This is a genomic window from Paradevosia shaoguanensis, from assembly GCF_016801025.1.
GTDB classification, from domain to species: Bacteria; Pseudomonadota; Alphaproteobacteria; order Rhizobiales; family Devosiaceae; genus Paradevosia; species Paradevosia shaoguanensis.
On the sequence record NZ_CP068983.1, the window covers coordinates 243,432 to 266,024 of the forward strand.

Genomic DNA, 22,593 nt, shown 5'->3' on the forward strand with positions numbered 1-22,593 from the left:
GCACGGCATCGGGTCGACGCCGCTCGTCACCGGTCTGTCGGGCGCGCCCGGGGACTGAGGAACCCGGGCGCGCCGACTACTTGCTGGGCCGCAATGTGATAAGGATCCGGCCCCGCAAAACTGGTCAGAGGTAGCGTTCGCCGGCCGGCTTGTCGGTGGCGTAGCTGCGCAGGTGGTAGTGCTGCTGGCGGCCGGGGCCGTTGTCGCGTTCGAGGTGGAAGCCGGGCTCTTCCTTCGGGCGGTTGACGATGAAGGAGATGCGGATCGACTCCCAGCCGTGCGAGGCGTCGAAGGCCGACAGGCGTATGTACTTGCCGTCGTGGACCTTACGGCAAGAGTCGAGCTCGAGCATGATGGCCGCGGCGTCGGCGACGTCGAACATCGGCAGGCCCCACATCTCCCAATAGGTGTTGCGGGGATGCGGATCGTCGGTGAACTCGATGTTCACGGCCCAGCCGTTGTCGATGCAGTACTGAACCTGCGTGCGGATCTGGTCGTCGTTGAAGTCGGGCAGGAACGAGAACGTGCCTTGGGTAACGCGCATGAAAGTTGCTCCTTATTCGGCGGCCGTGGCGACGGGCACGAAATCGGGCGAGTCCGTCGAGGTGTAATCGAAGGTGACGTCGCCCCAGGTATCGAGGGCCTGCTTGAGCGGCAGGCAGTGGCGGGCGGCTTCCTGGAGGATCTGCGGGCCTTCGGCCAGGTAGTCGCGGCCGGAATTGCGGGCGTAGATCATGGCTTCGAGCGCGACGCGGTTGGCGGTGGCGCCGGCCTGGATGCCCATGGGGTGGCCGATGGTGCCGCCGCCGAACTGCAGAATCGTGTCTTCGCCGAGAAGATGGATGAGCTGGTGCATCTGGCCGGCATGGATGCCGCCCGAGGCCACCGGCATGAGCTTGTTGAGGCTCGCCCAATCCTGGTCGAAGAAGACGCCGTGTTCGAGCCGCATGGGGTTAAAGCCCTCGCGGCAGATGTCGTAGTAGCCCTTGGTGGTGTTCGGATCGCCTTCCAGCTTGCCGACGACGGTGCCGGCATGGATGTGGTCGACACCGGCCAGGCGCATCCACTTGGCGATGACGCGGAAGGAGACGCCGTGGCTCTTCTGGCGCGTATAGGTGCCGTGACCCGCCCGGTGGAGGTGCAGGATCATGTCGTTCTTGCGCGCCCACTTGGCCATCGACTGAATGGCGGTGTAGCCGATCACCAGATCGATCATGACGATGCAGGAGCCCAGTTCCTTGGCGAACTCGGCGCGCTCGTACATGGCCTCCATGTCACCGGCCGTGACGTTGAGATAGGTGCCCTTGATCTCGCCGGTGGCGGCTTCAGCCTTGTTGACGGCCTCCATGCAGTAGAGGAAGCGGTCGCGCCAGTGCATGAACGGCTGGCTGTTGATGTTCTCGTCGTCCTTGGTGAAGTCGAGACCGCCCTTGAGCGCCTCATAGACGACGCGGCCATAGTTGCGACCGGATAGGCCGAGCTTGGGCTTGATGGTGGCGCCGAGCAGCGGGCGGCCGAACTTGTCGAGGCGTTCGCGCTCGACGACGATTCCGGTGGCCGGGCCCTGGAAGGTCTTCACATAGGCGACCGGGAAACGCATGTCCTCGAGGCGCAGGGCCTTGAGCGGCTTGAAGCCGAAGACGTTGCCGATGATCGAGGCCGAGAGGTTGGCGATCGAGCCGGGCTCGAAGAGATCGAGATCGTAGGCGATATAGGCGAAATACTGACCGGGTGCGTTGGGGACTTCGTCCACGCGATAGGCCTTGGCGCGATACTTCTCGCTGGCGGTCAGGCGGTCGGTCCACACCACCGTCCAGGTGGCGGTGGAGGATTCACCGGCGACGGCGGCAGCGGCTTCGATGGGATCGACGCCATCCTGCGGGGTGATGCGGAAGAGCGCGATGACATCGGTGTCCTTCGGCTCGTAGTCGGGCTCCCAATAGCCCATCTTCCGGTATTCCATGACGCCGGACTTGTAGCGGTCCTTGCCCCTGACGGTCTTTGCGGCGGTATCCATGACGGTTCCTTTCAAAAATCTCGTGATGTTCAGGCGGCGTGCTGGGCCGAGGTTTTCGGGTCGAGCGCGCCCGAGGCGTAGCGCTTGGCCATCTGGCTCAAGGGAATGACCTTGATGCGCGAGGCATTGCCGGCCGTGCCGAAGGCCTCGAAGCGCTGGCGGCAGACGCTGCGCATGGCGTCCATGGCCGGCTTGAAGAACTTGCGCGGGTCGAACTCGGAGGGATCGGTGACGGCGACCTTGCGCATGGCGGCGGTGGCGGCGAGGCGCAGGTCCGTATCGATGTTGATCTTGCGGACGCCGTGCTTGATGCCGCGCACGATCTCATCGACCGGCACGCCCCAGGTCTCGCGCATTTCGCCGCCGTGGGAATTGAAGACTTCCTGCCATTCCTTGGGAACGGAGGACGAGCCGTGCATGACCAGATGCGTGTTCGGCAGGACCTGATGGAGCTTTTCGATGATCTCCATCGCCAGCACTTCGCCGGTGGGCTCGCGGGTGAACTTATAGGCGCCATGGCTGGTGCCGATGGCGACGGCCAGGGCATCGACCTTGGTTTCTGAGACAAAGCGACGGGCTTCTTCGGGATCAGTCACCAGCATGTGGCGATCGAGTTTGCCTTCGAAGCCGTGGCCATCCTCGGCATCGCCCTCCCCGGTTTCGAGGCTCCCGAGCACACCGATCTCGCCTTCGACCGAAGCGCCGACCATGTGGGCGAGACGCGCGACTTCAGCGGTGATGCCGACATTGTAGTCGTAGTCGGACGGCGTCTTGGCGTCTTCCTTGAGCGAGCCGTCCATCATGACGGAGGTATAGCCGTGCTGGATGGCCGAGAGGCACGTAGCGACGTTGTTGCCGTGGTCCTGATGCATGCAAAGCGGAATATCGGGGAACATCTCCTCAAGCGCATCGATGATGCGGCCGAGCATGATGTCGCCGGCATAGGAACGGGCGCCGCGCGAGGCCTGGAGGATGACGGGGGAATCCACGTCCTTGGCCGCTTCCATCACGGCCAGCCCCTGCTCCATGTTGTTGATGTTGAAGGCGGGGACGCCGTAGCCGTGCTCGGCGGCGTGATCGAGAAGCTGCCTGAGGGTGATGCGGGCCATTTCAGATGTTCTCCATGGCGGATTCGGGTGAGGTGAGCGCGGCGATGCCCGGCAATTGCTTGCCTTCGAGCCATTCGAGGAAGGCGCCGCCGGCCGTGGACAGGTAGGTGAAGCGATCGGCGACCCCGGCAGCGCCGAGGGCGGCGGCGGTATCGCCTCCCCCGGCGACCGTGAGCAGGCGACCGGCCGCTGTGAGGCCGGCGGCCGCCTGGGCAAGCGCGAACGTGGCGCGGCCGAAGGGCTCGATCTCGAAGGCGCCGAGCGGGCCGTTCCAGAGGAGCGTGCGGCAGCGTTCGAGAACGCCGATGGCGCTTTCCAGCGAGGCCGGGCCGATATCGAGGGCCATGGCATCGGACGGGATGGCAGAGGTGGGTGCGACTTCGCTTGGCGCATTGGCGGCGAAGTCGCGCGCAACCACGAGGTCATTGGGGAGAACGACTTCGCAATTGTGTTTCTGGGCCTGCACCAGCACGCGGCGCGCGGTGGCGAGGGCATCGGGCTCATAAAGCGAGCGGCCGACATCATGGCCGAAGGCGGCGAGGAAGGTATTGGCCATGCCGCCGCCGATGATGAGGAAATCCACCTTGCTGACGAGGTGCGTGAGGATGTCGATCTTGGTGGAGACCTTGGCGCCGCCGACCACGGCCGCTACCGGACGATCGGGATCGTCGAGCGCCAAGGTCAACGCTTCGACCTCGGCCAGAAGCGACGGGCCGGCATAGGACGGCATCAGCCGCGTGATGGCGTCGGTCGAGGCATGGGCGCGATGCGAGCAGGAAAAGGCATCGTTGACGAAGATGTCGCCATTGGCCGAGAGCAGATAGGCGAAGGCGCGGTCGTTGGCCTCCTCGCCCTCATGGAAGCGCAGGTTTTCGAGCATGGCGACCGAGCCGGGCTCGAGCGTACGGCTGACCGCCTCGGCGGCGCCCCCGACGCAATCGGAGCCGAAGCGCACCGGCGTATCGAGTTCCTGGCTGAGGGCATTGGCGACCGGCGCCAGCGAATGCACCGGGTTATGCGTCCCCTTGGGCCGGCCGAGATGGGAGAGAACCACCACCTTGGCGCCGCGCTGCTGAAGGGCGGCGACCGTGGGGGCGAAGCGGATGATGCGGGTGGCGTCGGTGACGACGCCATGGTGCATGGGAACGTTGAGATCGGCGCGGACCAGAACCGTGCGGCCGGCAATGTCCGCTTCGAAAATGTCAGGGAGCGCGATGGCGTTCATTTCGCCTCCTCAGGCGGCCCGGCGCTTGCGCTCGATGAGCTGCAAGATCAGCGGGGTGAGAATGAGCTGCATGGCCAGATCGAGCTTGTTGCCGGGCACCACGATGGAATTGGGCCGCGACATGAAGCTGTCGTGGATCATCGAGAGCAGGTAGGGGAAGTCGATGCCGCGCGGATTGGCGAAGCGGATGACCAGCATGGATTCATCGGGCGTCGGGATCCAACGGGCGATGAAGGGATTGGACGTGTCTACGATCGGCACGCGCTGGAAGTTGATGTTGGTCTGCGTGAACTGGGGCGTGATGTAGCGCACGTAATCGGGCATGCGCCGCAGGATGGTGTCCATCACCGCCTCGGCCGAATAGCCGCGCGCCGAGCGGTCGCGATGGATCTTCTGAATCCATTCCAGATTGATGACCGGGACGACGCCAATCCTGAGATCGGCATGACGCGGCAGGTTGACCTTGTCAGTCACGGCACAGCCGTGAAGCCCTTCATAAAAGAGCAGGTCGCTCTCGCCGAACTCGCGCCAGGGCGAGAAATTGCCGGCAGGCAGGCCGTAGGTCTTGGCCTCTTCGTCGTCATGGATATAGGTGCGGGTGCGGCCGGTGCCGGACTGCGCATATTCGGCGAAGATGGATTCGAGCGTTTCGAGCTCGTTGGCATCCGGGTGGAAGTGGGTGAAGTTCGGATTGCCGCGGGCTTCCTCCTCGGCGATCTTGGCCTTCATGTCCGCCCGGTTGTAGCGGTGGAACGCATCGCCTTCGATGAAGGCGGCGCCGATGTTCTCCCGCCGGAAAATCAGCTCGAAGATGCGCTTGACCGATGTGGTGCCGGCGCCCGACGAGCCCGTGATCGATATGATCGGATGCAGTTGCGACAAGTTCCCCTCCCCCGCGACCGTTATGACCGGAACAGGCCGCGATGCCCGAAGAGCGGCGAGCGCTCCCCGATCTGGCCGGCTTCGGCGTGGTAATGTTCGATGCGCGTGACCTCGGACGCGGACCCGAAGACCAGCGGCACGCGCTGGTGGAGCGCTGTGGGCTGGATTTCGAGGGTGCGGGTCATGCAATCGGTCGCCAGGCCCCCCGCCTGTTCGACCAGCATCGCAATCGGATTGGCTTCGTAAACGAGGCGCAAACGGCCCTTGCCGTAGCCCTTGCGGCTATCGCCCGGATAAAGGAACACGCCGCCGCGGATCAGGATGCGATAGGTGTCGGCCACGAGCGAGGCGATCCAGCGCATGTTGTAATCGCGGCCGTGGGCGCCGGTGGAGCCGTTGAGGCATTCGTCGACATAAAGGCGCACCGGGGAATCCCAGTGGCGGTAGTTCGAGGCGTTGATGGCGAACTCGCTCGCCTTGTGGGCGATCTGCACATCCGGGTAGGCCTCGACGAAAGTGTTCTGGCGCGGCGAATAGACGAAGATATGGGTGCCGGCGCCGAGCGTGAGCACCAGCGCCAGTTGCGGCCCATAGACAAAAAAGCCTGCAGCGAGCTGGGAGATACCCGGCTGCAGGAACGTCTCGATGCCGCTCGCCTCCAATGGCCGCACCACCGGCAACAGGGAGAAGATCGAACCGACGGAGACGTTAGTTTCGATATTGGACGAGCCATCGAGCGGATCGATCGCGATGGCGATATGGGCGTCGCGGTCGAGCACGACCGGGTTTTCCAGTTCCTCGGACGCAAAGAGCGCGACAGGCGCGCCGGCCATGGCGTTGAGGAAAATCTCGTCGGCGAGGACGTCGAGGTCCTTCTGCACGTCGCCGCCCGCATTGGTGGAAGCGATGCCGGCAAAGGCATTGCCGAGCGCACCCAGGTTGATCGCCTCGCGCACCTCGACGGCGGCGCCGGCCAGCTTGCGGATGACATCGGCGACCGCCAGGCATTCGGCGGACGAGGTGCCGACAAAGGCATTGAGGTGATCGTCTAGCGACGGCGCGGGCATGCTGCTCCTCCTCCTTGATACCGCCCGCCAGCTTTGCCTCGATGGGCGCCGGTCTTTTGCGATGCGTTCAGACGATCAGCAGGAATCGGGCAAGTAAAATTTATTCTCTATGCAAAGCCTATTTGCGAAACTTATAGTTCTGTCATGAAGAACATCACTTTGAGGCAGCTCCGCGCTGCGGCGGCCGTACAGAAGGCCGGAAAAATCATATTTGCTGCCAATGAATTAGGCCTCTCGCAGCCGGCCGTGACGTTGCAATTGCGCGACCTCGAGAAGCTCGTGGGCACTCAGCTCTTCGACCGCACCAACGAGGGGATGCGTCCCACTGCCGCAGGTCTGGCGGTCGCCGAGGCGGCCAAGGCCATCGAGGAAAGGCTGCTGGTGCTGGGCGACGAGATCGACGCCATCAAGGGGGTTCGCAAGGGGGCCCTGCGGTTGGGGGTGGTTTCGACCGCCAAGTATTTCGCACCCAGCATCATGGCCGCGTTCATGAAGCAGTTTCCCGATGTGGACGTGACACTCTTCGTGGGCAACCGCGCCGAGACCATTGCCAGCCTCAACAATCATACGGTCGACGTGGCGCTGATGGGTCGCCCGCCGCGCGAGTTGCCGGTGCGTGCCGCATCGTTCGGCGAGCACCCGCTCGTCTTCGTGGCGCCGCCCGATCATCCGCTGGCGCGGGCCAGGCAGATCAGCAAGGAGCGGATCGGGCAGGAAAAGTTCCTCGTGCGCGAGCGCGGATCCGGCACGCGCATCTCGCTCGAAATCTTCCTCGGCGAGCTTCCCGGTCGTATCGACGACCTCGGAACGGAACTCGAATCGAACGAAACCATCAAGCAGGCGGTGATGGCCGGGCTGGGCCTCGCCTTCATCTCGGGGCACACGATCGCGCAGGAAGTGGAACTGGGGCGGCTGGTGGTGCTCGATGTCGTCGGCACCCCGATCCGGCGGCAATGGTTCTCGGTCACGCGCGCGGATCGCTCGATCTCGCCGGCCATGAAGGCGTTCGAGACGTTCCTGTCCAGCGAGGGCAACCGGTTCCTCCCGGTCATCACGTCGTAGTGGCGAGTCCTCGTTTCGTAATGTTGATCATTGGAAAGTTAGCAGGCTCACAATCCTAGAGGTGATTTAGGTGGCCATATCGGGCAAGCTCTGACCATGGACGAAAACGAAATCGACAACAGCGAGAAGCTCCTGGGCCAGATCAACGCCCTGCTCCGCTCGCCGCGCCCCGCAAAGGCCGATGCCAAGCGCCCCGAAATCACGCTGCATCAGTTGCGCATTTTCTGGGCCGTAGCGCATTCGGACACGCTGACCAAGGCCGCCAAGCAGCTCGGACTGGCGCAGCCGTCGCTGTCCCAGCAGTTGTCCAAGCTCGAGGGAATCGTCGGCACGCGGCTCTTCGACCGGCGCTCCAACCAGATGGTCCTTACTGACGCGGGCAACTACATGATGAGCCGCGCCGAGACGGTACTGCGCAACATGCGCGACCTCGAGGATGGGCTGGCGCAATTCAGCGGCGGGCGGCGGGTTACGGTGCGGCTGAGCGGCATCAGCTCGGTGCTCCGCGTACTGCTCCCATCGGCGCTGGCGCGCATGCACGGCAAGTTTCCCGATGTGGATTTCGACATCCAGGACAATGCGCCGGCCGACGTGCTCGAACAGCTTTACGGGCGGCGGGTGAACATCGGTCTCGTGGCTTCGAGCTCGCTGGCTCAGGCGGGCGTCGGTTTCCTGCAGGTGCCGATCGTGGATGACCCGATGGTGCTGGTCGTGCCCGACCGGCTGGACCTTTCAAAGGTGAGGAACGCCAACAAGGACATGCGGCGCGAGGATCGAGCTATCCTCAACCAGTCGATCCAGTTCATCTTCGGCACGCAGCACGCCAAGCGCGTCGAAGACTGGTACGACCAGATGCTGCCTGAACATCGCGTCGCCGCGCAGTGCCGCAGTTTCGAGGTGGCCATCGGGCTGGTGCGGGCGGGGATGGGCGTATGCCTGGCGCCGGCGCTTTCGACGGTCGCGGGGACGCAGGCTTTCGAGGGCGTGCGGCTCTACAAGGTGCAGGCGCCGCCGCGCCATATCGTGGCGATGCTGCCCTCGCAATACCGGCGGCTCGAGCCCTATGCGAGCCTCATCGATGCGCTGCAGGAAGTCGGTGAGGCTTTCCGGCTGCCGTCAATCGAGGCGACGCCACCGTTTCTCGATCGGCCTGCGGTGAACGATCTCTAGCAATAGGCAATGCCTATCGCTGCCATAGAGTGCGAAATCTCTCTCGCTCCTTAGCTTTTTCCTCAGGCAGGCAATCGTGCCGCCTGAACATCTGAGGAGAAAACTCATGGCCTGGAACAAGCCGAAGATCGTCGAAGTGCCGGTTAGCATGGAAATCAACATGTACGCCTGCGCTACGCGCAAGTAACAACGATCCCGCCGCGGGCGCTGAAGCTCATGCTACGCATAATCGTTCTCGGCGCCGCGGCGGGTGGTGGCGTGCCGCAGTGGAACTGCGGTTGCGCCGTCTGCTCGGCCGCGCGAAACGGACAGCCCGAACTGCGCTCGACGCAGGCTTCGGTGGCGGTGAGTGCCGATGGGGAGCACTGGTTCCTCATCAACGCCTCCCCCGACATCCGCCAGCAGATCATAGATACGCCGTCCCTGCACCCCAAGGGCGGCAAGCTGCGGCACAGCCCGATTGCGGGCGTGATCCTGACCAATGGCGAGGTCGACGCGGTGGCAGGGCTGCTGTCGTTGCGCGAGGGTTGGCCCTTCGAGATCCATGCGCACCAGCGCGTGCTCTCGATCCTCAAATCGAACAGCATTTTCAACGTGTTGAATCCCGAGCTTGTGAAACGGATTCCGATCGAGGCAGGAGCGGTTTTCGAGCCGAGGCTGCCAGATGGTTCGCCGTCGGGACTGGAGATCGAGGCGTTCGAGGCGCCGGGCAAGGCGGCCTGGTATCTGGAGGGCATCGCGGACGAGCAGCCGGGCGATACGCTGGGGCTCGTTGTCCGCAGCAAGGCGGATGGCGACAGCTTCGTATTCCTGGCGGCCTGCTCGATGGTGACGCCGGACGTGGCTGCCAGGCTCCAGAACGCGCCGCTGGTGTTCTTCGATGGCACGCTTTGGCGCGATGACGAAATGATCGCCCAGGGGCTTTCCAAGAAGACCGGGCAGCGGATGGGTCATATCGCCATGGAGGTGGCGATCCCCGCACTTTCCGATTCCGGAATTGGCCGCAAGGTCTTCCTTCACATCAACAATTCCAATCCCGCCCTCCTGCCCGGCTCGCCGGAGCGGGAAGCAGCGGAAGCGGCGGGATGGCTGATCCCGTCGGACGGCATGGAGATCAAGCAATGACTGCGATGACGGCCTTTTCGGTTGCGACCGACGCGCCTCTCAACTCGGCGGAGGAACTGGAAAACCAGCTCCGCCACATCGGGGCCACGCGCTACCACAGCCTGCATCCGTTCCATAAGCTTCTGCATGGCGGCAAGCTCGACAAGGGCCAGGTGCAGGCCTGGGCCCTCAACCGCTACTATTACCAGAGCTCAATTCCCATCAAGGACGCGGTGGTGCTGTCGCGGTTCCGGGACCGGAACATCCGGCTCGAATGGCGGCACCGCATTGAAGACCATGACGGCAATTTCGGCACCGAGGGCGGCATCGAGCGCTGGCTCAAGCTGACCGAGGGGCTGGGGCTGGACACCGATTATGTGGAATCCGCCGAGGGCATCCTGCCGGCGACCCGCTTTGCCGTGGATGCCTATGTGCACTTCGTACGCGATCGCACGCCGCTCGAGGCCATCGCCTCCTCGCTGACCGAACTCTTCGCTCCGAACCTGCACGAAGAGCGCATCTCGGGGATGCTCAAGCACTACGATTTCATCAATCCAAACGTGATGACCTATTTCCAGCGCAGGCTGGAGCAGGCCCCTCGGGACGCCAATTTCGCACTGGCCTATGTCAAGGAACACGCGACGACGCCCGAGCAGCGCAAGCTTGTCTGCAACGCGCTGATCTTCAAGACCAACGTCCTCTGGGTGCAACTCGACGCGCTCTACCACGCCTATGTCGAAGGCCACACTCCGCCCGGCGCCTTCGTGCCGGAAGCGAAATGACAGCCCCGGTCGCACCGGCCGCACGGCGGCGGATGAGCGTCAGCGAGGAGAGCACCCCTACCCTCGCCCGCGGCGCCAAGCTGCGGTTCGACGAGAGCCGGGGGCGCTGGGTGTTCTTGGTGCCCGAGCGGGTGATGGCTCCCGACGAGATCGCCGTCGAGATCCTGCAGCTTTGCGACGGGGAGCGGACAGTCGCCGCGATTATCGACCTGCTGGTCGAAAAGTATACGGCGCCGCGCGAGGAAATCGCTGCGGACGTCATTGCCATGCTGCAGGACCTGGCCGAGTCCGGGTTCCTGGTGGAGGCCAAGTCATGAGCCCTTCGATTACCCATTCCAGCCCGGTTCTGTCCGATCCAAGGGATGGCGTTGCCATCCTGGAAGGCAACCGCTCGGTTGCGGAACAATACGGCATCCCGTTGGCTGTTTTGCTTGAGATGACGCACCGTTGCCCCCTGCAATGCGGGTATTGCTCCAATCCGGTGGAGATGGAGCGGGCGGGCAATGAACTGACCACCGAGGAGTGGAAGAAGGTTCTGACCGAGCTTGCCGAAATCGGCGTGCTGCAGGTGCATTTTTCGGGCGGCGAACCAACCGTGCGCAAGGACCTGGTGGAGCTTGTGCAGCATGCAAGCGACGTCGGCCTCTATTCCAACCTCATCACTTCGGCCGTGCTGCTCTCCAAGGAGAAGCTCGAGGCACTGGCCGATGCCGGGCTCTCGCATATCCAGATCAGCTTTCAGGCTGCAGACCCGGTGCTGGCCAACCGCATCGGCGGGTTCCAGAACGGACACGCCAAGAAGCTGGAAGCCGCAGGCTGGGCCCGCGAGGTGGGACTGCCGCTGACGGTCAACGCGGTGATGCACCGGCAGAACATGAGCCAGCTCCCCGAGATCATCGACATGGCAGTGGCCATGGATGCCGACCGGATCGAGGTGGCGAACGTCCAGTATTATGGGTGGGCGCTCAAGAACCGCGCGTCGCTGATGCCATCCATCGAGCAGATCGACGAAATGACCCGGGTGGTCGAGGAGGCGCAGGCGCGGCTCAAGGGCATCCTTGCGATCGACTTCGTCATTCCGGACTACTACGCGACCCGACCCAAGAAGTGCATGGGCGGGTGGGGCCGGCAGTTCTTCAACATCACGCCTGCGGGCAAGATCCTGCCGTGCCACGCAGCTGAGACGATCACGGACCTCAATTTCGAGTCCGTGCGCTCGAACCATTCGATCGCCTGGATCTGGCAGAACTCGGACGCCTTCAACAAGTACCGCGGCACCGGATGGATGCCGGAGCCCTGCCAGAGCTGCGCCTTCAAGGAACAGGATTACGGCGGTTGCCGCTGCCAGGCTTTCGCCCTGACGGGCAGCGCCGGCAATACCGATCCGGCCTGTTCGCTCTCCCCGCTCCATGACAAGATCTTCAAGATCGCCGAGACGGAAGCGGCAGAAGGCACCAATCGGTATATCTACCGCAACTTCTCGGGCGGCACGCTGGAGCCCGAAGAGAACGCGCATGGCGCCTGACGGAAGCCATTCCGATCCGTTCACACCACTGACGACGATGATGATGCCGGTCGGCGACGGGCACGAGGTCTATGTCGAGACGGTGGGCAGGCTGGACGGCACGCCGGCGGTCTATCTGCACGGAGGACCCGGCAGCGGGTGCCAGCCGGGACACCGGCGACTTTTCGATCCGACGCAGTTCCGTGCCGTGTTGTTCGACCAGCGTGGGGCCGGCAGGAGCGCTCCGCGCCGCAGCCGGCAGGCGAATACGACCCAGCACCTCATCGCAGACATGGAGTTGATCCGGGAGACACTTGGGATCGATAGATGGCTGGTCGTCGGCGGGTCATGGGGGGCAACGCTGGCGCTTGCCTATGCCCAGGCTCATCCTGAGCACGTCAGCGGAATCGTGTTGCGTGCGACGTTCCTTGGCACGCGCGAGGAGCTCGACTGGGCTTTCGGCACCGGGCTTTCACGTTTTCATCCCGGCCTGTATCGGGATTTCCTGAGCCTTCTGCCCGGGATGGAGCGCGCAAACTCCCTCGACGGCTATTGGCGTCGAATCCTGGATGCCGATCCGGCGGTGCATGGACCGGCGGCGCGCGCGTGGAATGACACCGAGCGGGCGCTGTCCGAAGTTATTCCTGCGGCAAGTCGCCTCAACTTCGAGGCCATCGCAGACCCTGCGACACCCCTCGCCGCATCCCCTTTCATGGAAGCCCATTATTTCAGCAATGACTGCTTCCTGGAGCCTGGGCAGCTCATGGCCAATGCTGGCCGTCTCGCCAGGATTCCCGGGGTTATCGTGCAGGGTCGGTATGACCTTCTGTGCCCCCCGGCCACTGCCTTTGAGCTTGCCGAAAAATGGGGCAATTGTGATATCCGGGTGGTCGAGCGAGCGGGCCATTCGCTAAGCGACCCAGGCGTTACCGAGCAGGTGGTTGCGGCAATAGGCGCCTTTGTGGAGCCACTTTCCCCCGCCTAGGGTCTTCATCCCACGACGAAAATGGGAGCCCGGCGATGACGAACGATCCTGAGGTTCTGGACCTGCCAGAGGGACTTGGCGCCCCCAGACAGATCAGCCAGTCCATCTATGCGCTGTTGCGGCGCCACATTGAGAAACGCACGTTTCCCGACGGACTCGTGCTTGGTGAAGCCGCGATCGCGAAAGCGCTCGATATCGGCCGCGGTCCGGCGCGCACCGCGCTCGAACAGCTGGCGGCCGATTGGCTTGTACTGCGCTTCGGCGGGCGCGGCCTCATCGTGTCCTATACGGGTCGCCCGGTGGCACCGGTACGCAAGGACCTCTACGAGGCGGGTCTCGAGCTCAGCCAGAGCGACCGGGACGCCTTCGGGCTTTCCGGGGCGTCGGACAGGATCTATCCGCAGGTCGAGGCGACCATTTCCTCCTGCGTGGCCTTCGGGCGCTTCGCCATCGACCGGCTGGCCATGGCCGAGCACCACCATATCAGCCCGACACTGGCACACGTGATCCTGACGCGGCTCGAAACTGTCGGGCTCGTGCGGCAGGACAAGCTGCGCTGGTATGCAGATAAGCTCACGCCCGATCAGATCTCGGAGTACTACGAGATCCGGCAGTTGATGGAGCCCGAGGCGCTCAAGCGCGCCTACCCGCTGCTCGACCGCAACCGCGTGATCGCGGCGCGGGACCGGCTGAAGGCGGTGATGGCGCGCGGAGACGTTTCGCCGGCTGAACTCAACCAGGTCGAGCGCGATATCCATATCGACATCGTGCATGCCTGCCCGAATGTGCAGATGGTGCGCATCATCAAGGACAGCCAGCGCTCGCTGATCACGACGATGCATACGTTCGAGCGCTATGGATCGACGCCCAAGATGGTGCTGGCGTTCGAAGAACACCTGGCGGTGCTCGAGGCGATCGTTGCCGGCGATCCCGATGGGGCAGCGGACGCGCTGCGGCAGCACCTTATCCGGGCGCAGGCCAGCACGGTGCCGCGCATGATCGACCTGCCGCCGCTGGACAAGGACCGGTACCCGCCCTACTTGCTGCCCGTCGAAAGCACCTGAAAAAGAAGAGGCCCTGCCGGGAGAAGCAGGGCCTTCAGGCTGAACAGAAGGGAGTCCTCAGCCCTTCACGCCGGCCGAGAGCATGATCGCCTGCGTTACGCGGCGCTGGAAGATGAGATAGACGATCGCCACCGGCAGGCCCGCCAGGACGGCGGCCGCGAGCTCGCGAGCGTATTGCACGCCGAAGGCATCGTGGACCTGAGTGATGCCGACGGTGACGTTCATCATCTCTTCCTTGGTGGTGATGAGAAACGGCCAGAGGAAGGCGTTCCAGGCGCCGATGAAGGTGATGATGGCGAGCGCGGTCGTGACGCCCCAGTTCATCGGCAGGAAGATCTTGAAGAGCATGCGGAACTCGCTGGCGGAGTCCATGACCGCCGCCTCGCGGAATTCCTTGGGCACGCTATCGAAGAACTGCTTGTAGACGATCACCACCACCGGAACGATGAGCTGCGGAAGGATGACGCCCAGCCAGCTGTTGATGAGCTTGAACTGGCTCATCAGCACGAAGTGATTCACGATCAGGGCCTGGATCGGCACCATGAAGCTGGCGAGGATCATGAACCAGAGAATACGGCGGCCGGGGAAATCCAACTGGCTGATCGCATAGCCGGCCCCTGCTCCCATCAGCACCACGAGCACGGTAACGGCCAGCGAGGTCATCAGCGAGTTGAGATACCAGAGCCCGATATTGGTGTGGGTCAGGATGTGGATATAGGCCTCGAGCGTGAAGGTACGCGGCCACGGATTGAAGCCGGGCTCGACCACCTGGAATTCCGGCTTGAGGGTAGTGATGATGCCCCAGTAGAGCGGGAAGGCCCAGACAATGGCCGAAAGGACCGTGATGACGGCGAGAATCGCGCCGCCGAGGTCGAAGGCCTTCAGCGTGCGGAGCTGGCGCTGCGAGATCGTGCCGGCGCTGCTTTCGGTAACGGCACTCATTTTTCACCTCGCGCACGCAGGACGGTGAACTGCAGCACCGACATGGCAATGATGATGACGAAGAGAGCGACGGCGATGGTCGCGCCGTAGCCGCCCTGGCTCTTCTGGAAGGCGGTAACGTAGATGTACTGCACCATGACCATGGAGGGGTCGGCGCGTCCGCCCTGCACGAAGAGATAGACCTGGTCGAAAATCTTGAGCTGCAAGATGAGCTGGATGGTGAGCACCAGCGCCGTGACCGGCCAGATCAATGGCCAGGTGATGCGGGTGAACTGTTTCCAGCGCCCGGCATTGTCGAGCGATGCGGCTTCGTACATCTCCGGGGAAATGGCGCGCAGGCCGGCCAGGAACAGCAGGATATTGAAGCCGCAGGTCCACCAGATGGTGACGAAGGCCACGGCCGGCAGGAAGAGCGCAGGCGTCCGGAAGACCGGGATGCGCTGGCCGGTGAAGAACTCGATCGGGTACTGCATGACGCCGAACTGCAGATCAAACATCCAGTTCCAGATGCGGTAGACAACGGAGACCGGCAGTATGTAGGGCAGGAAGAACAGCGCCAGGATCAGCGATTGCTGCCAGCCCTTGAGGCGGTTGACCATCATGGCGATGGCGAGGCCGATGAGCGTGTTCGGAATGACCGTCAGCAGTACGAAATAGAACGTGTTGATGACTGAGGTCTGGAATTTGCGGTCGGCGAACATCTTGGCGTAGTTCTTCAACCCAACCCATTCGCCCTCGCCGATCAGGGGGGCGTTGGTAAAGCTCATCGCGACCATCTGGATGGTCGGATAGATGAAGAGCACGGCATAGATCAGCACGAAGGGCGCGACCAGGATCAGCGCTGCTGTAACTTCGGCGGTCCGGTTCTTGATCATCGAAAGTCCCCTCGCCCGAAGGCTCGAAGCCGGCCGCTTGAGGCGGCCGGCTTCGCTTGGTTGTTACTCGACCTGACCCTGAAGGTCGTCGCGCATCTCTTCCATGGCCTGCTGGACTTCCAGCTCGCCATTGACGGCCGGCATCAGGTAATTGCCGGCGGCGTCGTAGACGGGCGAAGCCACGCCGGCGAGCTTGGAGACCGGGTCGAAGGCAGCGGTTTCAGCGAGCACCGAGTAGGTGGCGTTCGGCTGCATGGCCTTGAACTCGGCGCTGTCGCGAACCGGACCATAGGCGGGGATGTGACCGGCGCCGGCCCAGGAGAGCGAGTGCTGGTTCATCCAGGCGATGACTTCCATCACGGCCTTGCGCTTTTCCGGGGTCATGTCCTTGCCGACATTGTTCGGGATGGCGAAGGAGTGGGAGTCAGCCCAGGTAGCCGGGTGATCGAAGAAGGTCGGCAGGGCCACGGCGCCCCATTCGAAGCCGAGCTGCCCCTTGGCAGCCAAGTCGGTGAAGGTCGGGACTTCCCAGACGCCGTTGATGTGCATGGCCGCTTCACCCGAGGTGAAGAGCGCGATCGAAGCCGGGTATTCGGTGGTGGCGGGAGCCAGGCCATCCTTGACCCAGTCGGCTGCGACGGTGGCGGCCTTTACGGCCTTGTCGAGATTGTCGCCATCCAGGAACTTGTCGTCGGCGAGGAACTTGCCGTCCTGCTGGTTGAACAGCGAGTAGAAGATACGCCACTGGGTAGCGCCGTCGGCGGTAGCGGTCGAAACGCCGTACTGGGTGCCGCCGTCCTTGAGCTTCTGGAGGGCTGCCTTGAAGTTATCGACGCCATCCAGGCCCTTGGGCAGACCATTGTCATCGAGGAGGCCGGCAGCCTTCAGCTTGTCCTTGTTGTAGTAGAGGACGATCGAGTGGATATCGAAGGGCACGGCGTATTGCTTGCCGTCGATATGGGCGGCCTGCCAGTTGGTGGCAGCGAAGTCGCTTTCCTTGAGGCCGACACCGGCCAGATCGTCAGCAGTGATCTCGCCGAGAGTGTTGGTCGAGACGCCGAGCGGCAGGCGCGAGAGGTGATAGGTCATGATATCGGGACCCTCGCCAACGGCGGCAGAGGTCTGCACCTTGGTGTAGAAGGGCGTGCCCCATTCCAGCGTCGTCGCCTGGATTTCGATGGTGTCGGCGTGCTCCTTGTTGAACTGGTCGAGCAGCGCCTTCATGCGTACGCCGTCGCCGCCGCTCAGGAAGTCCCACCAAACTACGGTTTCCTTGGCATGGACCATCGAGCTGAACGACATCAGCGCGGTTGTCACCATTGCCAGCTTCATCAAAGTCTTCACGTTATTCCTCCCTTGTGGGTAAACGCTCCAAGCGCCCTTTCGGCAAATGTTCCGGATCTGCCGATCCCCCTCGGCTTCCCGGCTGGAGCTGCCGGAGCGCCGGGGTAGTCTCAACTGGCGGCGTGATACGCCTTGTCCTGCGCATCAAAGAGATGCGCGGAAGCGCCATCGAGCCGCAGGCTCACGCTTTCCCCCACCGCCAACCGGCTGTTACCGGTGTCCTCCGCGACGATGGTGGAATTGTCCGACAGCCGCACATAGGCCAACGTCCGCTCGCCCAGCCGCTCGATAACGTCCGACTTGCCCCTGGTGCTGCCATCGACGGCCACGCGAACGGCTTCGGCACGGATGCCCAGCGTCAGCCCGTCCCCGCTCGGCAGCGAATTGGTCGGGATCTGCGTCTGTATCTCGGACTGGTCGGGCAGCGTCACGAGCGCCTTGCCATCGCGATCCGTCACGCGGCTCACCGGCAGGAAGTTCATCGACGGCGAGCCGACGAAATTGGCGACGAAGCGTGAGGCCGGGCGCGAATAGATTTCCATGGGCGTGCCGACCTGCTCGACCTTGCGGTTGTTGAGCACCACGATGCGGCTCGCGAGCGTCATGGCCTCGGTCTGGTCGTGGGTGACGAAGATCATCGTCGCCTGCATGCGCTGGTGGAGCTGGGCCAGTTCGACGCGGGTGCGCACGCGCAGGCCGGCATCGAGGTTGGAGAGCGGCTCATCGAGCAGGAACGCCTTGGGATCGCGCACGATGGCGCGGCCGATGGCGACGCGCTGGCGCTGGCCGCCCGAAAGCTGGGCCGGCTTACGTTCGAGCAGGTGGTCGATCTCGAGCGTTTTGGCCGCATTGGCGATGCGCCGCTCGATTTCGGCCTTGGGCATGCGGATGTTCTGGAGCCCGAAGGACATGTTGTCCTTGACCGTCATGTGCGGATAGAGCGCGTAGTTCTGGAACACCATCGCGATCTGGCGCTGGGCCGGCGGCAGCTGGTCGACCCGGCGGTCGCCGATCCAGATTTCGCCGGCGTCGACGCCCTCCAGCCCGGCGATCATGCGCAGCAGCGTGGACTTGCCGCAGCCCGATGGCCCGAGGAACACGATGAACTCGCCGGATTCGATGTTGAGCGACACGTTTTCGATCACGCGCACCGCACCGAAATGCTTGCTGACGCTCTTGAGCCGAATATCAGCCACGCTTTTCCTCCCTCGGCCTTCCCTGAAGTCGGCCTCAAATTTCGGACCGGCCTTGCCCGATCCACGCCGGTTACCCCGGCGCTGCTCCCTGTCGGTCAAACTATCTTAGGGGTCGCCTTTGTCAACGCGAAATTCGATATGCACCCGATAGTTTGATATTTATATCAAGTCACTGATTTCACTATTGTTTCTAAATCAGGCCTTTGGTTTTCCATCCAGCTTTGCGGCGGTCTGGATCACTGCATCCAGAAGTGCGGTAGCTACAGGATCGGCGCCGGGGGCGTCCTCGGTGAGACGGAACGTGGTGACGACCACGCCGCCCCGATCGATAGAGCGCTGCGCGATGAGCGCGGCCGGCTTGTTGAGGTAGCCCACCGCCAATCCGGCATGGACGAGCCCATCATATTCCCAGGACCGGAAGCCGGTCAGCACGTGGCGCGGCACGACCTTGTCGAACGAGACATCGAGCAACGGACCGCCCGGCAGCGTGGCGAAGGCGCCCTGCCGCTTGATCCAGCTGAAGCTGGCGATCCAGTCGCCGCGCCAGATGGTACCCTGGCGTTCGACGAGGCCGATATTGGGCAGAAGCGCCTCGGCGCCCATCGGCTGCCCCGGCGTCTCATCGACAATAGGCATGAAGGGCTGCTCGCGTGCCGGCACATCGGTGCGCAGGTTGCGATTGGTCTTGGCCTTGCCGTCGGCGAGCACGGCGTAGCGTGCGCCCTGCTGCATGGCAGCTACGTCGGAAGGATCGATCGAGCGAGTCAGCACTACGTCGGCAGCGGCTGCGTCTACCACTTCGTAGCCGAGCACCGTGACGCGGGCAGCCAACCCGGCATCACTCGTGGCGATTTTGGGGAGACCGGAAGTTACACGCGGCGCATAAACCGCGATTTCGATATGGTTGCGGGCAAGCTCGGCGCCGGCAGCCTCAAGGGCCAGCGACACCTTCACCATACGGCTTTCGCTCGCTTCGGGAAGCTGGACGCGCAGGGCGCCGAGGTCAGCGACGGCGAGACCGGGCGTAGCAGGGACCGCGATTTCGCCGGACTGGCCGCCTTCGACCGACCAGAGGAGCTTTGCGCCGGCCGGAACCCATCGGCCACCTGTGGCGACCTTGAGGCTGAGCGAGACCTCGGTGCCCGCGACAGCGGAGTGGCGCTCCAGCTGCGGAACGATGACGAGGTCGGCGTTGACCTCGTGGAAATTGGTGAGCGAGCCGCGCACGTTGCGGTTCATATCGAGAAGTCCGTTGGCTTCCCAATGCACGTCCGTGAGCTCGGTGATGACGTATCCCTGGATGGAGGGATAGGCGCGCATCGACTCGATCTCATATTTGAGATTGGCGTATTGGTACTTCTGCACCTGCTCGATGAACCCCTCGAACGAGCCGAAGACCTTGGCCAGATGGTAGGTTGCGAAGCGGTTCTCGATGCCGTGCGGATAGGCAACGCCATCGCCCCAATTGCCGCCGGTTTCCGCCCACCACGGCTCATTGCCTTCTGCGGTGCGGATCTGCTCGGGGAAAGGCAGGCCCCAGACGCCGAATTCTGACACGACCAGCGGCTCGTCGCCGCGACGCTCGGCGTCGCCATGGTGGCTGAAGGTCCAATCGGCGCCGGCAGCGAATTCCTCGGTCAGCTTCTCCCATTCCTCGCGACGCTCGGGGATCGAGCGATAATAGTGGTAGTCGTTGATGTCGGTCTTGACGTGGAAGTTCGGGATGCAGGCAGAGTTGTCGACCACGAGCCGCGCCGGGTCCTCGCCCTTGAGCCAATCATAGGTGTCCTTGAGCCATTCCCGGTGCTCGGCGCTTTCATAGACGCGCGTACCCCAGTCCTCGTTGATGATCGTCCAGGCGATGATCGAGGGGTGGTTGCCGTCGCGGCGCAGGATGCCGGCCATGGTCTCGCGCAGACGTTCACCGCCGCGCTGCGAGAAATATTGAAGGTTCGGGATTTCGGTCCAGACGAGGAGACCCAGGCGATCGGCCACCTCGTGGTAGCGCGGATCGGGAACCTTGATGTGGCAGCGCAGCAGGTTGAGGCCGAGTTGCTTGGCCTTGCGCGCCTGATCCTCAAGGAATTCGAGCGAGGGCGGCGTGCAGATGCCTTCGGGGTAATAGTCCTGATCCAGCGCACCGCGCAGATAGAGCGGCTGGCCGTTGAGGAAGAACTTGCCGTCGCGCGTCTCGATGGTGCGGAAACCGAAGGTATGCCGGCTGCGGTCGATGAGCGAACCGTCGGCGGCCTTGAGGTCGACGCGGGCGCTGTAGAGGCTGGGCGATTCCGGCGACCAGGGCGCGACGTTCGGGATGGTGAAGGAGATGTCCGAGCCAGCTGCACCCGAGGCGGCTGCGACCTCCTCGCCGCCAGGGCCGGTGACGACTACTTCAACCGCGGCGCCTTGCGCGGCGGCCGAGAATTCCAATTTCGCGGTCACGCGGCCGGTGGCGAGATCAGAGCGGATCGCGGCATTGACGAGATGGCGCGGGTCGCGTGCTTCCAGCGTCACGGACTGCCAGATGCCGCCTAGCGGACCGTACCAGCTCTGCTTGCCATGCGGGATCTCGCCGAACGGGTAGTCCGGATATTGGCTGGCATCGGCATTGGGGAGCGCCACGCGGACTTCGATAGTGTTGTCACCTGCGAGGTCAGCAGCCGGCAGCACGAATTCGAAGGGCAGATAGCCGCCCTCGTGCGAGCCGAGCAGCTTGCCGTTGAGGTAAACCTCCGAGAAGTAGTTCACCGCGCCGAAGCGGATGGCGATCTCCCTGCCCTGCCATTCGGACGGGAGGACGAAGCCACGCGTGTAGACAGCCTTGCCGAAGGAGTGGCGCAGATCGGCGAATTCGGCCTGCCACGGATTGGGGACATTGGCCGTGCGCCAGCTCGTCTCGCCATCCATGCGGAAGTTCCAGGCACCGTCCAGCGAGATGGTCTCGCGCGCGCCGGCCTCGGTCACGGTTGCCCGTACAGTCATGACTCCCCCTTGGGTAATCTTATTAGTTATATTATTAGCAACGCTAGTCGAGGATTCCGGCCTTGGCAAGAGCGCAGCGGGAGCGGCCTTTGCAAATAACTTTGGCAAACGGCGGCGCCCCGTGGCAGGAAGGCGATTAGCAGTGACCGATCAACCGGTTGAGGACATGGGTAAACGAGCAACGATGATCGACGTGGCGGAACGCGCCAGCGTTTCGCAGGCGACGGTGTCGCTCGTGCTCAATGGCGTTGCCAATGCGCGTGTGTCGGAATCGACCCGCCAGCGCATTTTCGAGGCGGCAGAGGCGCTCGGCTATCGCAAGGGGCCGCGCCATTCCGTTCCGGAAAACGCCTCCCCCGTTATCGGCCTTTTGCTCGATGAGGTGAGCACCACGCCTTTTGCCATGCCCTTCATCGAAGGCGCGCGCGACGAAGCCGCGCTGCAGGATGTGCTGCTGGCGACTTTCTGTACGCGCGGCGACCCCAAGCTGGAAAACGCTGCGCTGGAAATGCTGGCGCAGCAGAAGGCCATCGGGGTGATCTATGCGACGCTGGTCACCACCCAGCTCGCCGATATGCCCAAGCGGCTCGGCAACCTGCCTACGGTTTTGCTCAATTGCTATGAGAAGCGTGCGCGTTACCCGTCCGTCGTTCCCGGTGACGTGGCCGGCGGGCACGCTGCTACGGAGGCGCTGCTGAAGGTCGGGCACCGGCGGATCGCGCACCTCGCGGGTGAGCAGTGGATCGAGGCAGCACGGGCACGCGCGCAGGGTTACCGCCAGGCCTTGACGACCTGGGATGTCGCCGTCGATCCCGACCTGCTGGTTACGGGGGGCTGGACGGTCAATGGCGGGCGCGAGCTCACCGCAAAGCTGCTCGAACTCGACAACCCGCCGACGGCGATCTTCTGTTTCAACGACCGTATGGCGATCGGCGCCTATGATGCGGTTCGGGCAAAGGGACTGCGAGTGCCAGACGATATTTCCATCGTCGGGTTCGACGACGAAGACCTCGCCTCCTATGCTCAGCCACCGCTTTCGACGGTGATCCTGCCGCACGATGAAATGGCTCGCTGGGCCGTGGGCGCGTTGCTCGATCGACGGGCCGGCGACACCAGCGCTCGCAAGATCAAGATGGAATGCCCGCTAGTGCCGCGCGGCTCGATCGCACCGCCAGCGAAGACTCGCAGCTAGGTCGGTACTCAATAAGTCCCGGCGCCCCCAGAGCGCTTATCTCCCCATCCGACAATTCCAACGGAAGCGCTGTCCGTCGGCCACGCCACAA

Annotated in this window: 21 protein-coding genes; 10 read left to right on the forward strand and 11 right to left on the reverse strand. The window is 63.5% G+C overall.

Annotated features, from left to right (window positions below):
• Positions 1-124: 124 nt before the first annotated feature.
• From JNE37_RS01145 to JNE37_RS01170, 6 genes are read right to left on the reverse strand one after another with little or no spacing between them, the layout of a single operon-like run.
• Positions 125-544 (reverse strand): ribulose bisphosphate carboxylase small subunit, encoded by a 420-nt coding sequence (locus tag JNE37_RS01145; protein WP_182397760.1) that lies wholly within the window; start codon positions 542-544, stop codon positions 125-127.
• A gap of 12 nt (positions 545-556) precedes the next feature.
• Positions 557-2,017, reverse strand: coding sequence for a form I ribulose bisphosphate carboxylase large subunit (locus JNE37_RS01150; RefSeq protein WP_035027759.1), 1,461 nt, complete (start codon positions 2,015-2,017; stop codon positions 557-559).
• A 29-nt stretch (positions 2,018-2,046) separates the two neighbouring features.
• Positions 2,047-3,126 carry a class II fructose-bisphosphate aldolase gene (gene fba / locus JNE37_RS01155; RefSeq protein WP_035027762.1) on the reverse strand — a complete coding sequence of 360 codons (1,080 nt, stop codon included), beginning with the start codon at positions 3,124-3,126 and terminating at the stop codon, positions 2,047-2,049.
• A 1-nt stretch (position 3,127) separates the two neighbouring features.
• Positions 3,128-4,351 (reverse strand): phosphoglycerate kinase, encoded by a 1,224-nt coding sequence (locus tag JNE37_RS01160; RefSeq protein WP_203065055.1) that lies wholly within the window; start codon positions 4,349-4,351, stop codon positions 3,128-3,130.
• A 9-nt stretch (positions 4,352-4,360) separates the two neighbouring features.
• On the reverse strand, positions 4,361-5,233 hold the full coding sequence (locus tag JNE37_RS01165; protein ID WP_182397763.1) for a phosphoribulokinase: 873 nt from the start codon (positions 5,231-5,233) through the stop codon (positions 4,361-4,363).
• A gap of 20 nt (positions 5,234-5,253) precedes the next feature.
• Positions 5,254-6,300 (reverse strand): class 1 fructose-bisphosphatase, encoded by a 1,047-nt coding sequence (locus JNE37_RS01170; protein WP_203065056.1) that lies wholly within the window; start codon positions 6,298-6,300, stop codon positions 5,254-5,256.
• Positions 6,301-6,444: 144 nt separating this feature from the next.
• Between JNE37_RS01170 and JNE37_RS01175 the strand changes: the two genes are divergently transcribed.
• The 9 genes from JNE37_RS01175 to JNE37_RS01215 all read left to right on the forward strand — a co-directional run bounded on the left by JNE37_RS01175 (position 6,445) and on the right by JNE37_RS01215 (position 13,971).
• Positions 6,445-7,362 carry a LysR family transcriptional regulator gene (locus JNE37_RS01175; protein WP_035089446.1) on the forward strand — a complete coding sequence of 306 codons (918 nt, stop codon included), beginning with the start codon at positions 6,445-6,447 and terminating at the stop codon, positions 7,360-7,362.
• Positions 7,363-7,458: 96 nt separating this feature from the next.
• On the forward strand, positions 7,459-8,532 hold the full coding sequence (locus tag JNE37_RS01180) for a LysR family transcriptional regulator (protein ID WP_081840328.1): 1,074 nt from the start codon (positions 7,459-7,461) through the stop codon (positions 8,530-8,532).
• A gap of 106 nt (positions 8,533-8,638) precedes the next feature.
• A complete protein-coding gene (gene pqqA / locus JNE37_RS01185; RefSeq protein WP_035027773.1) occupies positions 8,639-8,719 on the forward strand; it encodes a pyrroloquinoline quinone precursor peptide PqqA in 81 nt (26 codons plus the stop codon).
• Positions 8,720-8,748: 29 nt separating this feature from the next.
• Positions 8,749-9,657 (forward strand): pyrroloquinoline quinone biosynthesis protein PqqB, encoded by a 909-nt coding sequence (gene pqqB, locus JNE37_RS01190; RefSeq protein ID WP_203065057.1) that lies wholly within the window; start codon positions 8,749-8,751, stop codon positions 9,655-9,657.
• Positions 9,654-10,418, forward strand: a complete 765-nt coding sequence (gene pqqC / locus JNE37_RS01195) for a pyrroloquinoline-quinone synthase PqqC (RefSeq protein WP_035027779.1) — start codon at positions 9,654-9,656, stop codon at positions 10,416-10,418. Before pqqB ends, pqqC begins: the two co-directional genes overlap by 4 nt.
• Entirely contained in the window at positions 10,415-10,735 is a 321-nt protein-coding gene (gene pqqD / locus JNE37_RS01200; RefSeq protein ID WP_203065058.1) for a pyrroloquinoline quinone biosynthesis peptide chaperone PqqD, read from the forward strand. The genes pqqC and pqqD overlap by 4 nt, the downstream gene beginning before the upstream one ends.
• A complete protein-coding gene (pqqE, locus tag JNE37_RS01205; protein WP_203065059.1) occupies positions 10,732-11,943 on the forward strand; it encodes a pyrroloquinoline quinone biosynthesis protein PqqE in 1,212 nt (403 codons plus the stop codon). Before pqqD ends, pqqE begins: the two co-directional genes overlap by 4 nt.
• Positions 11,933-12,907, forward strand: a complete 975-nt coding sequence (pip, locus tag JNE37_RS01210; RefSeq protein ID WP_203065060.1) for a prolyl aminopeptidase — start codon at positions 11,933-11,935, stop codon at positions 12,905-12,907. Before pqqE ends, pip begins: the two co-directional genes overlap by 11 nt.
• A gap of 35 nt (positions 12,908-12,942) precedes the next feature.
• On the forward strand, positions 12,943-13,971 hold the full coding sequence (locus JNE37_RS01215) for a GntR family transcriptional regulator (RefSeq protein ID WP_203065061.1): 1,029 nt from the start codon (positions 12,943-12,945) through the stop codon (positions 13,969-13,971).
• Positions 13,972-14,028: 57 nt separating this feature from the next.
• Here the strand turns inward: JNE37_RS01215 and JNE37_RS01220 are convergent, their stop codons facing one another.
• From JNE37_RS01220 to JNE37_RS01240, 5 genes are all read right to left on the reverse strand, one after another.
• The gene (locus JNE37_RS01220) at positions 14,029-14,856 is read right to left on the reverse strand and encodes a carbohydrate ABC transporter permease (RefSeq protein ID WP_203066289.1); all 828 of its coding nucleotides are present in this window, start codon (positions 14,854-14,856) and stop codon (positions 14,029-14,031) included.
• A 53-nt stretch (positions 14,857-14,909) separates the two neighbouring features.
• Positions 14,910-15,788 carry a carbohydrate ABC transporter permease gene (locus tag JNE37_RS01225; RefSeq protein WP_035027794.1) on the reverse strand — a complete coding sequence of 293 codons (879 nt, stop codon included), beginning with the start codon at positions 15,786-15,788 and terminating at the stop codon, positions 14,910-14,912.
• Positions 15,789-15,851: 63 nt separating this feature from the next.
• Positions 15,852-17,132 (reverse strand): extracellular solute-binding protein, encoded by a 1,281-nt coding sequence (locus JNE37_RS01230; protein WP_035027797.1) that lies wholly within the window; start codon positions 17,130-17,132, stop codon positions 15,852-15,854.
• A gap of 110 nt (positions 17,133-17,242) precedes the next feature.
• The gene (locus JNE37_RS01235) at positions 17,243-18,328 is read right to left on the reverse strand and encodes an ABC transporter ATP-binding protein (protein ID WP_203065062.1); all 1,086 of its coding nucleotides are present in this window, start codon (positions 18,326-18,328) and stop codon (positions 17,243-17,245) included.
• Positions 18,329-18,523: 195 nt separating this feature from the next.
• The gene (locus tag JNE37_RS01240) at positions 18,524-21,310 is read right to left on the reverse strand and encodes a glycoside hydrolase family 2 protein (protein ID WP_203065063.1); all 2,787 of its coding nucleotides are present in this window, start codon (positions 21,308-21,310) and stop codon (positions 18,524-18,526) included.
• 142 nt (positions 21,311-21,452) lie between these two features.
• Between JNE37_RS01240 and JNE37_RS01245 the strand changes: the two genes are divergently transcribed.
• Positions 21,453-22,502 carry a LacI family DNA-binding transcriptional regulator gene (locus tag JNE37_RS01245; protein WP_203065064.1) on the forward strand — a complete coding sequence of 350 codons (1,050 nt, stop codon included), beginning with the start codon at positions 21,453-21,455 and terminating at the stop codon, positions 22,500-22,502.
• Positions 22,503-22,593: the final 91 nt, after the last annotated feature.